Source organism: Streptococcus sp. HMSC034E03 (genome assembly GCF_001811505.1).
Lineage (GTDB): Bacteria > Bacillota > Bacilli > Lactobacillales > Streptococcaceae > Streptococcus.
On the sequence record NZ_KV805000.1, the window covers coordinates 1 to 13640 of the forward strand.

The 13640-nt window shown below is 41.4% G+C and carries 10 protein-coding genes and 1 pseudogene; 10 read left to right on the forward strand and 1 reads right to left on the reverse strand.

Features of this window, described 5'->3' with window-relative positions; genetic code table 11:
- Positions 1-57: 57 nt before the first annotated feature.
- Positions 58-1068 (reverse strand): YeiH family protein, encoded by a 1011-nt coding sequence (locus HMPREF2805_RS09220; RefSeq protein ID WP_075232273.1) that lies wholly within the window; start codon positions 1066-1068, stop codon positions 58-60.
- A gap of 153 nt (positions 1069-1221) precedes the next feature.
- Here HMPREF2805_RS09220 and HMPREF2805_RS09225 point away from each other — a divergent pair, with 153 nt between their 5' ends.
- From HMPREF2805_RS09225 to HMPREF2805_RS09270, 10 genes and pseudogenes are all read left to right on the forward strand, one after another.
- The gene (locus HMPREF2805_RS09225; RefSeq protein ID WP_075232274.1) at positions 1222-2391 is read left to right on the forward strand and encodes a pyridoxal phosphate-dependent aminotransferase; all 1170 of its coding nucleotides are present in this window, start codon (positions 1222-1224) and stop codon (positions 2389-2391) included.
- Positions 2388-3158 (forward strand): DNA repair protein RecO, encoded by a 771-nt coding sequence (gene recO, locus HMPREF2805_RS09230; protein ID WP_075232275.1) that lies wholly within the window; start codon positions 2388-2390, stop codon positions 3156-3158. The genes HMPREF2805_RS09225 and recO overlap by 4 nt, the downstream gene beginning before the upstream one ends.
- Positions 3155-4147, forward strand: coding sequence for a phosphate acyltransferase PlsX (gene plsX, locus HMPREF2805_RS09235; protein WP_075232276.1), 993 nt, complete (start codon positions 3155-3157; stop codon positions 4145-4147). The genes recO and plsX overlap by 4 nt, the downstream gene beginning before the upstream one ends.
- 5 nt (positions 4148-4152) lie before the next feature.
- Positions 4153-4389 (forward strand): acyl carrier protein, encoded by a 237-nt coding sequence (locus tag HMPREF2805_RS09240; protein WP_075232277.1) that lies wholly within the window; start codon positions 4153-4155, stop codon positions 4387-4389.
- Positions 4390-4561: 172 nt separating this feature from the next.
- A pseudogene (locus HMPREF2805_RS09245) lies at positions 4562-4756 on the forward strand (class IIb bacteriocin, lactobin A/cerein 7B family).
- 273 nt (positions 4757-5029) lie between these two features.
- Positions 5030-5224 (forward strand): hypothetical protein, encoded by a 195-nt coding sequence (locus HMPREF2805_RS11555; protein ID WP_075232278.1) that lies wholly within the window; start codon positions 5030-5032, stop codon positions 5222-5224.
- 167 nt (positions 5225-5391) lie between these two features.
- A complete protein-coding gene (comA, locus tag HMPREF2805_RS09255) occupies positions 5392-7545 on the forward strand; it encodes a peptide cleavage/export ABC transporter ComA (RefSeq protein ID WP_075232279.1) in 2154 nt (717 codons plus the stop codon).
- A 12-nt stretch (positions 7546-7557) separates the two neighbouring features.
- Positions 7558-8898 carry an HlyD family secretion protein gene (locus tag HMPREF2805_RS09260; RefSeq protein WP_075232280.1) on the forward strand — a complete coding sequence of 447 codons (1341 nt, stop codon included), beginning with the start codon at positions 7558-7560 and terminating at the stop codon, positions 8896-8898.
- Positions 8899-9067: 169 nt separating this feature from the next.
- Positions 9068-9775, forward strand: coding sequence for a phosphoribosylaminoimidazolesuccinocarboxamide synthase (purC, locus tag HMPREF2805_RS09265; RefSeq protein ID WP_075232281.1), 708 nt, complete (start codon positions 9068-9070; stop codon positions 9773-9775).
- Between the two features lie 63 nt (positions 9776-9838).
- Positions 9839-13564 (forward strand): phosphoribosylformylglycinamidine synthase, encoded by a 3726-nt coding sequence (locus HMPREF2805_RS09270; protein WP_075232282.1) that lies wholly within the window; start codon positions 9839-9841, stop codon positions 13562-13564.
- Positions 13565-13640: the final 76 nt, after the last annotated feature.

A 13640-nucleotide genomic window follows, 5' to 3' on the forward strand; every position in this document is an offset into this window, starting at 1 on the left:
CTAGTTATCTGGGCTTATAGCCCTGGTACAAATCACCCGTTTGACGGGTGGTCATGATTAGAAAATACCGATGAGCGTTTGCATACCGAGACTAGTCAGGATGATGGCAATCCAGCAGATGGCTCCGAGGATAATAGATTTTCCACTGGATTTGACCATAGCGACCAGATTTGTTTTGAGACCGATAGCACTCATGGCCATGATAATGAGGAATTTGGAGAGTTGTTTGAGTGGGGTAAAGAAGCTACTGGACACACCAAGAGAGGTCAGGAGGGTAGTTAGGAGAGATGCAAGGATAAAGTAAAGGATAAAAAGTGGGAAGACTTTTTTCAGTTGCAGACCTTGCTTATTTTTTTGTTCGCGACTTTGCCAGTAGGAGAGAAAGAGAGTGATGGGGATGATAGCCAGGGTCCGTGTGAGTTTGACAATGGTTGCGGATTCGAGGGTATTGGTCTGGTAGAGACTGTCCCAGGCGCTGGCTGTGGCTGTTACAGAGGAAGTGTCATTGACAGCAGTACCCGCAAAGAGAGCAAAACCCTCGTTGGAGAGATGAAGCCAGGTCCCTAGCGTTGGAAAGATAAGAGCTGCTAAGACATTAAAGAAAAAGATTACTGAGATGGCTTGGGCCACTTCTTTTTCCTTGGCGTGGATGACGGGAGCGGTCGCTGCAATGGCAGAACCGCCACAGATAGAAGAGCCTACACCAACCAAGGTAGCTAACTTAGTATCCAGATTAAAAAAGCGTTGGAAAAAGAAAGCTATAATCAAAGCAATTGAAATAGTTGAGAGGATGACAGGAAGGGAAGATTTTCCTACTGCAAAAACTTGAGAGATATTGAGTCCAAACCCAAGCAAGATAACAGCATACTGAAGCAATTTCTTGGAGCTGTAAGTCAAACCAGCATCTAGTTGTTTATAGGAAGTGAGAAATGGGTGGAGAATCATGCCAATAAAGATGGCAAAAACAGGAGCTCCTACAATAGGCAGAAAGCCTCCTAAAACCCAAGAGATGATAGAAATGATCAGACAGGCTAACAGTCCTGCCCAATTTTTTGATAGAAATGACATAAAAACCTCCGAAAATAAATACTCCTTATTATAATCTTATCTCGGAAAAAAGTAAATAGAAAGCCTTTGGAAGGCTAATTCTAGATGTAATTTTGCGGTCAGAGATCTTTTGTAGTATAATAGACATATGTTCTTTGATCAAGGAGGGTATCTATGGACTTAACCAAACGCTTTAATAAACAATTAGATAAGATTCAAGTTTCCTTGATTCGTCAGTTTGATCAGGCCATCTCTGAGATTCCTGGAGTACTACGATTGACCTTGGGAGAACCAGATTTTACAACTCCAGATCATGTCAAGGAGGCTGCAAAGCGAGCCATTGACCAAGACCAATCCTACTATACAGGTATGAGTGGTTTATTGACCTTACGCCAAGCAGCTAGTGATTTTGTAAAAGAAAAATATCAGTTGGACTACAATCCTGAAAATGAAATCTTGGTTACAATTGGTGCGACAGAAGCTTTATCAGCTACTTTGACAGCCATTTTGGAGGAAGGAGACAAGGTTCTCTTGCCAGCTCCTGCCTATCCAGGATACGAGCCTATTGTCAATCTAGTTGGTGCAGAGATTGTTGAGATTGACACGACTGAGAATGGTTTTGTCTTAACTCCTGAAATGCTAGAGAAGGCAATTTTGGAGCAGGGTGATAAGCTCAAAGCAGTCATTCTCAACTATCCAGCTAACCCTACAGGCATTACCTATAGTCGCGAACAGTTGGAAGCCTTGGCAGACGTTTTACGTAAGTATGAGGTTTTCGTTGTCTGTGATGAGGTCTACTCAGAATTAACTTATACAGGGGAAAATCATGTCTCTTTGGGGACTATGCTGAGAGATCAGGCCATTATCATCAACGGTCTATCTAAATCACATGCCATGACAGGTTGGCGTTTAGGCTTTATCTTTGCCCCAGCAAACTTCACAGCCCAACTCATCAAGAGTCACCAGTATTTGGTAACTGCTGCAAATACTATGGCTCAACATGCTGCAGTAGAAGCCTTAACAGCTGGTAAAGATGATGCAGAACCTATGAAGAAAGAGTATATTCAACGTCGGGACTACATTATCGAGAAAATGACTAATCTTGGTTTTGAGATTATCAAACCTGACGGTGCCTTTTATATCTTTGCTAAGATTCCAGCAGGCTACAATCAAGATTCTTTTGCTTTTCTGAAGGATTTTGCTCACAAGAAGGCTGTTGCCTTTATCCCTGGTGCAGCTTTTGGTCAATATGGAGAAGGTTATGTGCGCCTGTCTTATGCAGCTAGCATGGAAATCATCAGAGAAGCTATGAAACGTCTTGAGGAGTACATGAAAGAAGCATGATTCAGTCTATTACGAGTCAGGGGTTGGTGCTCTACAATCGTAATTTTCGTGAGGATGATAAGCTAGTCAAGATTTTTACAGAGCAGGTCGGCAAGCGGATGTTTTTTGTCAAACATGCCGGTCAGTCCAAACTGGCTCCAGTTATTCAACCTTTGGTGCTGGCTCGTTTTCTTTTGCGAATCAATGATGATGGACTTAGTTATATTGAAGACTATCATGAGGTGATGACCTTTCCAGGGATCAATAGTGATCTCTTTGTCATGTCCTATGCGACCTATGTGGCAGCTTTGGCAGATGCTAGTTTGCAGGACAATCACCAAGATGCTCCCTTGTTTGCTTTTTTACAAAAGACTTTAGAGTTGATGGAAGAGGGTTTAGATTATCAGGTCTTGACCAATATTTTTGAAATTCAGATCTTAACCCGTTTTGGGATTAGTCTTAATTTTAATGAGTGTGTTTTTTGCCATCGGGTGGGTCAGGCCTTTGATTTTTCTTTCAAATATGGTGCTTGCTTATGTCCTGATCATTACCATGAGGACGAGAAACGTTGTCATCTGAATCCAAACATTCCCTATCTGCTCAATCAATTTCAAGCTATTAACTTTGAGACTTTAGAGACTATTTCGCTCAAGTCTGAAATCAAGCAAGAATTGCGTCAGTTCATGGATCAAATTTATGAAGAGTACGTCGGAATTCACCTAAAATCAAAGAAATTTATTGATTCCCTAGCTGATTGGGGACAATTACTAAAAGAGGAAGACAAATGAAAAAAATCGCAGTAGATGCAATGGGTGGCGATTACGCACCTCAAGCCATCGTTGAGGGTGTCAATCAAGCCCTTACTGACTTTTCAGATATTGAGATTCAACTTTACGGAGACGAAAGCAAAATCAAGCAATATCTAACAGCTACAGAACGCGTCAGCATTATCCATACAGATGAAAAAATAAATTCTGATGATGAGCCTACAAAAGCTATCCGCAAGAAGAAAAATGCCAGCATGGTATTGGCAGCTAAGGCTGTCAAAGATGGGGAGGCGGATGCCGTGCTCTCAGCTGGGAATACAGGTGCTTTGCTTGCGGCAGGATTTTTCATCGTGGGTCGTATCAAGAACATCGATCGACCTGGGCTCATGTCAACCTTACCAACAGTTGATGGGAAAGGTTTTGACATGCTAGACCTCGGTGCCAATGCAGAAAACACAGCCCATCACTTGCATCAATACGCCATCTTAGGTTCTTTCTATGCTAAAAATGTTCGTGGAATTGCAAAACCACGAGTTGGTTTGCTTAATAACGGGACAGAGAGTAGTAAGGGCGACCCGCTTCGCAAGGAAACTTATGACTTGCTAGCGGCTGATGAGAGTTTGAACTTTGTCGGTAATGTGGAAGCGCGTGATTTGATGGAGGGTGTTGCAGATGTTGTCGTGGCAGACGGTTTCACGGGAAACGCTGTGCTAAAATCCATCGAAGGAACAGCCATGGGAATCATGGGCTTGCTTAAAAATGCTATCACAGGTGGCGGTTTGCGAGCTAAATTAGGCGCTCTTCTTCTTAAGGATAGCCTTAAAGGCTTGAAAAAGCAACTCAACTATTCAGATGTTGGGGGTGCGGTCTTGTTTGGTGTTAAGGCGCCGGTTGTTAAGACTCATGGCTCAAGTGATGCCAAAGCTGTGTATAGTACGATTCGTCAGATTCGTACCATGCTAGAAACAGACGTAGTTGCTCAAACTGCGCGTGAATTTTCAGGAGAATAATATATATGACAGATAAAGAAATTTTTGACCGTGTCGTGACCATTATCCAAGAACGTCAAGGGGAAGACTTTGTAGTCACAGAGGCCTTGAGCTTGAAGGATGATTTGGATGCTGATTCGGTAGATTTGATGGAATTCGTACTAACCATTGAGGATGAATTTGGAATCGAAATTAGTGATGAAGAAATCGATCACCTCCAAAGTGTGGCAGATGTGTTACAAGCCATTAAAGATAAAATCTAACATATAGCAACATGCAAGTCATGTTGTTTTTTTATTTCTTGAATAGATAAGAGAGAAGGCTGGGAAGGAGAGAAAAGAATGATTATTTTAGTTATTTATCCAACTTGGCTTTTAAAATGGTTTAAAGGTTAAAAATCGCAAACAAAAAAAATAAAAATGAAGGAGGAAACGAATGACAAACTTTGACAAAATGGAACAGAATTTTGTAGCTCTTACGTAAGAAGAGTTGATGGAAGTGGATGGGGGAGTTATCCTTCTAGTAATCGTTGGAATATCTGTTTGGAAAGTAGGTGCAGCGGTAGCAGGTGGAGCAACAGTTCTTTTTGCTGGTGGAACAGCATTAGGATATTATGCAAATCGACTATAATCTGGTTGTTGCTGGATTATTAAACGCTGGCGTAAAAATTTTTAATGTAGGTTACAAATTTGGTTCAGAAACAAAAATATAATTTTCATGCTATATTCCTTTTGAAATCATATTTTTAGCAGGTAGGACGTTTGTTCTACCTATTTTCTTTGTCCAAAAGGTACATTTGATGTGTCTATTTGTATCGTTTATAGTTTATTTGGAGTTTTACATGTATTTTTTGATAAAATGTGATAAAATAGGTGTAGAAATTAGGAAAGTTGAAGAAAAGAAATGAAGAAGATTTTAGGATATTTTTTAGTATTTGTTTTTCTATTTTTGATGAATATTTTCATTTTTAAGATACTAACAACTCTGGGATTTCAGCTGACAATGAGTGAAAAGAGTTATCTTGTACCACCTCTATTTTCGTTTATAGTCTTGTACATGATTGATAAAAGAATTAGGAAGAAAAAGAAATCTTTATAAATATATATTTTAGGTAGGACCTTTGTTCTACCTATTTTTATGTAGGAAAAAGTGCTGTTCAGGTGCAGTTATTGTTTTTTTAGAAATAATTCTCTTTTTGCTTCTTTGTTTGGATAAAATAATCTTACAAAGTTTTCTTTGGAGATTGTTAGGAAAAGGAGTAGGATATGAAATTTGGGAAACGTCATTATCGTCCGCAGGTGGATCAGATGGACTGCGGTGTAGCTTCATTGGCCATGGTCTTTGGTTATTATGGTAGTTATTATTCTCTGGCTCACTTGCGAGAGTTGGCCAAGACGACCATGGATGGGACTACGGCTTTAGGCTTAGTCAAGGTTGCTGAGGAGATTGGTTTTGAGACGCGAGCAATAAAGGCGGACATGACCTTGTTTGATTTGCCGGATGTAACTTTTCCTTTTGTGGCTCATGTGCTTAAGGAAGGGAAAATGCTCCATTATTATGTGGTGACTGGGCAGGACAAGAACAATATTCATATTGCTGATCCAGATCCTAGTGTTAAGCTGACCAAGATTTCTCGTGAACGCTTTGCCAGGGAGTGGACAGGAATCACTATTTTTATGTCACCATCTCCGACTTATAAGCCTCATAAGGAACAAAAAAATGGCCTTCTCTCCTTTATCCCTATATTAGTGAAACAGCGAGGTTTGATTGTTAATATCGTTTTGGCGACCCTTTTGGTGACCTTGATTAACATTGTGGGTTCTTATTACCTTCAGTCAATCATTGACACTTATGTACCAGATCAGATGCGTTCAACCTTGGGCATTATCTCAATAGGGCTAGTCATCGTTTATGTCCTTCAGCAAATCTTATCTTATGCCCAGGAGTATCTTTTACTTGTTTTGGGGCAACGCTTGTCCATTGATGTGATTTTGTCTTATATCAAGCACGTTTTTCACCTGCCTATGTCCTTTTTTGCGACACGTCGTACAGGGGAAATCGTGTCTCGTTTCACGGATGCAAATAGTATCATCGATGCGCTGGCTTCGACCATTCTGTCAATCTTTTTGGATGTATCTACTGTCTTGATTATTTCAGTAGTTCTATTTTCGCAGAATAGCAATCTTTTTTTCATGAGTTTACTAGCTCTTCCTATCTACACAGTGATTATTTTTACTTTTATGAAACCCTTTGAAAAGATGAATCGGGATACCATGGAAGCCAATGCGGTTCTGTCTTCTTCTATCATTGAGGACATCAATGGCATTGAGACCATTAAGTCCTTAACTAGTGAAAGCTCCCGTTATCAAAAGATTGACAAGGAATTTGTGGATTATCTGAAAAAATCTTTTACCTACAGTCGAGCAGAAAGTCAGCAAAAGGCTCTGAAAAAGCTTGCCCAGCTCTTGCTCAATGTTGGCATTCTCTGGATGGGGGCTCTCCTAGTCATGGACAATAAGATGAGTTTGGGCCAGTTGATCACCTATAATACCTTGCTTGTTTATTTTACAAATCCTTTGGAGAATATCATCAATCTGCAAACCAAACTTCAGACAGCGCAGGTTGCCAATAACCGTCTGAATGAGGTTTATCTGGTAGCTTCTGAGTTTGAGGAGAAGAAAACAGTTGAGGATTTGAGCTTTCTAGAAGGAGATATGGATTTCAAGCAGGTTCACTACAAATATGGCTATGGTCGAGATGTCTTATCGGATATCAATTTGACTATTCCGCAGGGTTCTAAGGTGGCTTTTGTGGGGATTTCGGGGTCAGGTAAGACGACCTTGGCCAAGATGATGGTTAATTTTTACGACCCAAGTCAGGGAGATATTAGTCTGGGTGGTGTCAATCTCAATCAGATTGATAAAAAAGCTCTGCGCCAGTATATCAACTACCTGCCTCAGCAACCCTATGTTTTCAATGGGACGATTTTGGAGAATCTTCTCCTTGGAGCTAAGGAGGGGACGACCCAGGAGGATATCTTGAGAGCAGTGGAGTTGGCTGAGATTCGGGAGGATATCGAGCGGATGCCACTGAATTACCAGACAGAATTGACTTCGGATGGAGCGGGCATTTCAGGTGGGCAACGTCAGAGAATTGCTTTGGCGCGTGCTCTCTTGACCGATGCGCCTGTCTTGATCTTGGATGAGGCGACCAGCAGTTTGGATATTTTGACCGAGAAGCGAATTGTCGATAATCTCATGGCTTTAGACAAGACCTTGATTTTCATCGCCCACCGCTTGACCATTGCTGAGCGGACAGAGAAGGTTGTCGTTTTGGATCAGGGCAAGATTGTCGAAGAAGGCACACATGCAGATTTGTTGGCTCAGGGTGGCTTTTACGCCCATCTAGTGAATAGTTAGAGAGGAAAAAAGATGCAATCAGAATTTTTAGAAAGTGCTGAGTTTTACAATCGTCGTTACCATAATTTTTCTAGTCGGGTGATTGTACCCATGTCTCTTCTACTTGTATTTTTGCTTGGCTTTGCAACTTTTGCAGAGAAGGAGATGAGTTTGTCTACTAGAGCTACTATCGAACCTAGTCGTATCCTTGCCAATATCCAGTCAACTAGCAACAATCGCATTATTGCCAATCATTTGGAAGAAAATAAGTTGGTCAAGAAGGGGGAACTTTTGGTTCAATACCAAGAGGGGGTAGAAGCGGTTCAGGCAGAAAATTATGCTAGTCAGTTGGAAATGCTCAAGGATCAGAAGGTTCAACTGGAATATTTAAAAGCAAGCCTTCAAGCAGGAAGTGATCAATTTCCTGAAGCAGATAAATTTGGCTATCAGCATAGTTTTTTAGATTATCTAAATCAAGCTGCTAGTCTGCGAAGTCAGGTTGAGCAACAAAATGCTAATATATCATCTCATAATGCAGCAGCCAGTGGTAGTCAAGCAGAGTTAGGCAATCTCATCGGTGAAACCCAGTCCAAAATTAAAGAATATCAGCAAGCCAAGTCCGCTATTCAGGGTGATGGACACTTAGAGAGTGATCATCCAGCTTATGCCATTTATCAGTCAACAAAAGAGCAGGGATCAGAAGCCAAACAGCAGGCCTTATCTCAGCTAGATGCTCACATCACTCAGTTGGAGTCAACTCTTGCAGGTTATCGAGTACAGTATGCAGGTTCAGGAGCCCAACAAGCTTATGCATCTGGATTGGGAAGTCAGTTGGAATCATTAAAATCTCAGCAACTAGCCAAGGTAGGTCAGGAATTAACGCTCTTGGATCAGAAAATTCTTGAAGCGGAGTCGGGTAAAAAGATTCAAGGGAATCTTTTAGACAAGGGGAAAATTACAGCAACAGAAGATGGTGTTCTACATTTGAATCCTGAGCATAGTCGATCTACCATCATTCCAGAAGGAACTATCCTTGCTCACCTATTTCCGCAGTTGGCTAGGGAGAGGAAGGCAAAACTGACAGCTTATATCAGTTCTAAGGAAGTGGCTGGTCTCAAGCATGGAAATGAGGTACGATTTACAACGGTAACGGATGCCAATAAGCAGCTAGTGTTGACATCCAAGATTACTAATATCGATACCAGTGCGACTCAGACAGAAAAGGGCAATTTCTTTAAATTAGAGGCAGAGACGGACTTGAGTGCTGAACAGGCAGAAAAGGTTCGTTATGGACTTGAAGGTCGTTTGACTATGATTAGAGGTAGGAAGAGTTTCTTACGCTACTATCTTGACCGCTTTTTGAAACAAGAATAAAGTTTCTATTTTTAACTCAAATCGATCTTAGAAAATCGCAAATGAAAGTTCGTTTGCGATTTTTCTGTACCTTTTCAGATATGACATTAAATATAGTTCGTGAAATATTTGATATTTAGTAAAAACTGTGTTAGAATGATGTAAAGTAATACGAAAGGCGAACAATAAAATGTCCAGTAAACTTATTTATACGGGAAAAGCTAAAGATATCTATACTACTGAAGACGAAAATGTGATTAAGTCGGTCTACAAGGACCAGGCAACCATGCTGAATGGAGCTCGCAAAGAGACCATAGAGGGGAAAGGTGTGCTCAATAATCAGATTTCGTCTCTTATTTTCGAAAAATTGAATGCGGCTGGTGTGGCGACACACTTTATCGAACGTATTTCTGACACTGCACAACTCAATAAGAAGGTGACCATCATTCCTTTGGAGGTTGTTCTTCGTAACGTGACTGCAGGTTCTTTTTCTAAACGTTTTGGCGTGGAAGAAGGTTTGGACTTGAAAACTCCTATCGTTGAATTTTACTATAAGAACGATGATTTGGATGATCCATTCATCAATGATGAGCATGTCAAGTTCTTGGATATTGCCAATGATGAACAAATTGCTTATATCAAGGAAGAAACACGTCGCATCAATGGATTGCTGAAAGATTGGTTTGCACAAATTGGTCTTCGTTTGATTGACTTTAAATTGGAATTCGGTTTTGATAAGGATGGCAAGATCATCTTGGCAGATGAATTCTCACCAGACAATTGCCGCCTTTGGGATGCTGAAGGGCACCACATGGACAAGGATGTTTTCCGTAGGGACTTGGGCAGTTTGACAGATGTGTACAAGGTTGTGTTAGAGAAATTGCAGGGCTTGAAGTAACCTGTTTGAAACGGAAAAACTTCGTCTTCAATAACTTATTTGAATAGAAATAAAGGAACTAAAATGGATAAACGTATTTTCGTTGAGAAAAAAGCTGATTTTCGTGTCAAATCTGACTCTTTAGTAAAAGAATTACAGCATAATCTTCAGCTGAAAACCTTGAAGGATCTTCGGATTGTTCAGGTTTACGATGTCTTTAATTTGGCAGAGGACTTGTTTGCGCGTGCGGAAAAACATATTTTTTCTGAGCAGGTGACCGATACTGTTTTGGATGAAGCGTCTGTGCAAGCAGACCTTGCTAACTATGCTTTCTTTGCTATCGAAAGTTTGCCTGGTCAATTTGACCAACGTGCAGCATCTTCACAGGAAGCTTTGCTTTTGCTTGGTAGCTCAAGTGATGTAACGGTGAATACAGCGCAACTTTACTTGGTTAACAAGGATATTGATGCGAATGAATTGGAAGCTGTCAAAAACTACCTCTTGAACCCAGTAGATTCTCGTTTTAAAGATATCACTCTTGGCATTGCGAAACAGGATTTCTCTGAGTCTGATAAGACCATTCCAAGTTTGGCTTTCTTTGAAACTTATACGGCAGAAGATTTTGCTAAGTATAAGGCAGAGCAAGGATTGGCCATGGAAGTGGATGACCTTCTCTTCATTCAAGATTACTTCAAGTCAATTGGACGTGTGCCAACTGAGACTGAGCTTAAGGTTTTGGATACTTATTGGTCTGACCACTGCCGTCACACAACTTTTGAGACGGAGTTGAAGAATATCGACTTCTCAGCTTCTAAATTCCAAAAACAATTGCAAGCGACTTATGACAAGTATATTGCCATGCGTGATGAGTTGGGACGTACCGAAAAGCCTCAAACCTTGATGGATATGGCGACTATTTTTGGTCGTTATGAGCGTGCCAATGGCCGCTTGGATGACATGGAAGTGTCTGATGAAATCAATGCCTGCTCTGTTGAAATTGAAGTGGATGTCAATGGTGTCAAAGAGCCATGGCTTCTCATGTTCAAGAACGAAACCCACAACCACCCAACGGAGATCGAACCATTTGGTGGGGCTGCTACTTGTATCGGTGGGGCCATTCGTGACCCATTGTCAGGTCGTTCATATGTTTACCAAGCCATGCGTATCTCGGGTGCTGGCGATATTACAGCTCCGATTTCAGAAACTCGCGCTGGGAAATTGCCACAACAAGTGATTTCTAAAACAGCGGCTCACGGTTATTCTTCATATGGTAACCAAATTGGTCTTGCAACAACTTATGTTCGTGAATACTTCCACCCAGGTTTTGTTGCTAAGCGTATGGAGCTAGGTGCTGTTGTCGGTGCGGCTCCTAAGGAAAATGTTGTCCGTGAAAAACCTGAAGCAGGTGATGTGATTATCTTGCTCGGTGGTAAGACTGGACGTGATGGTGTCGGTGGTGCGACAGGTTCTTCTAAAGTTCAAACGGTTGAATCTGTTGAAACAGCTGGTGCTGAGGTTCAAAAAGGGAATGCCATCGAAGAGCGTAAGATTCAACGTCTTTTCCGTAATGGGGAAGTAACACGTCTGATCAAGAAATCAAATGACTTTGGTGCTGGTGGTGTCTGTGTGGCTATCGGTGAATTGGCAGATGGTCTTGAAATTGATCTAGACAAAGTGCCATTGAAATATCAAGGCTTGAACGGTACAGAAATTGCCATTTCTGAATCTCAGGAACGTATGGCTGTAGTGGTTCGTCCAGATGATGTAGATGCCTTCATTGCAGCATGTAATAAAGAAAATATTGACGCGGTTGTCGTTGCGACAGTGACTGAAAAACCAAATCTTGTTATGCACTGGAATGGCGAAACCATCGTTGATTTGGAACGTCGTTTCCTCGATACAAACGGTGTACGTGTAGTTGTGGATGCTAAGGTAGTTGACAAGGATGTCAAGCTTTCAGAAGAACGTCAAACATCTGCCGAAACCCTTGAAGCAGATACGCTGGAAGTCTTGGCTGACCTCAACCATGCTAGTCAAAAAGGGTTACAAACCATCTTTGATAGCTCAGTTGGTCGTTCAACTGTTAATCACCCACTTGGTGGTCGTTACCAAATCACACCAACTGAAGCTTCCGTACAGAAATTGCCAGTTCAACATGGTGTGACAACAACTGCTTCTGTTATGGCGCAAGGGTTCAACCCTTATCTAGCAGAATGGTCTCCATATCATGGTGCTGCATATGCAGTCATCGAAGCAACAGCTCGTTTGGTTGCTGTTGGTGCAAACTGGTCTAAGGCTCGTTTCTCTTATCAAGAATACTTCGAACGTATGGATAAACAAGCAGAGCGTTTTGGTCAGCCAGTAGCAGCTCTCCTAGGCTCTATCGAAGCTCAGATTCAGCTTGGCTTGCCATCTATCGGTGGGAAGGACTCTATGTCTGGTACCTTTGAAGAATTGACAGTACCACCAACCTTGGTTGCTTTTGGGGTTACAACTGCAGATAGTAGTAAGGTCCTTTCTCCAGAATTTAAAGCTGCTGGTGAAAATATCTATTACATCCCAGGTCAAGCTTTGGCACAAGAAATTGACTTCGATCTGATCAAGTCTAACTTTGCTCAATTTGAAGCCATCCAAGCTGATCACAAAGTAACAGCAGCATCAGCTGTCAAATATGGTGGTGTCCTTGAAGCCCTTGCCCTTGCAACATTTGGTAACCATATTGGTGCCACTGTAACCCTTGAAAATCTTGAGACTGCCTTGACAGCTCAATTGGGTGGATTCGTCTTCACATCTCCGGAAGATATTGCAGGGATTGCCAAGATTGGACAAACAGCAGCTGACTTTACACTTGCTGTCAATGGTGTAACGCTTGATGGACACAAACTTGACAGTGCCTTCCAAGGTAAATTGGAAGAAGTTTACCCGACGGAATTTGCACAAGCAACTGAGTTGGAAGAAGTACCTGCTGTGGCATCAGATGCTGTTGTCAAAGCTAAAGAAACAGTTGAGACACCAGTGGTTTACATCCCAGTGTTTCCAGGTACCAACTCAGAATATGACTCCGCTAAAGCCTTTGAAAAAGAAGGGGCAAAAGTCAACTTGGTACCATTTGTAACACTTAACGAAGAGGCTATTGTCAAGTCTGTTGACACCATGGTTGACAATATCGAGAAAGCCAATATTCTCTTCTTTGCAGGTGGCTTCTCGGCAGCAGATGAACCAGATGGATCAGCTAAATTTATCGTTAATATCTTGCTTAACGAAAAAGTACGTGCAGCCATTGATAGCTTCATCGAAGGTGGTGGTTTGATTATCGGTATCTGTAACGGATTCCAAGCTCTTGTCAAATCAGGTCTTCTTCCATACGGTAACTTTGAAGATGCAGGCAGCACTAGTCCAACCCTCTTCTACAATGATGCCAACCAACACGTAGCTAAGATGGTTGAAACACGTATTGCTAACACGAACTCACCATGGCTTGCTGGAGTAGAAGTTGGTGACATTCATGCCATCCCAGTATCACACGGTGAAGGTAAATTTGTCGTGACAGCTGAAGAATTTGCAGAGCTTCGTGATAATGGTCAAATCTTTACCCAATATGTTGACTTCGAAGGTAAACCAAGCATGGATTCAAAATACAATCCTAACGGATCTGTCAATGCGATTGAAGGTATCACCAGTAAGAACGGTCAAATTATTGGGAAGATGGGGCACTCAGAACGTTTCGAAGACGGTCTCTTCCAAAATATTCCAGGAAATAAAGACCAATATCTCTTTGCATCAGCGGTTAAATACTTTACTGGAAAATAGGCTTTGCAGATTTTCTAATAGATAACCATCAGTAAATGTAAAATCAAGTAGATCTAACTTACGACAATTGCAAATG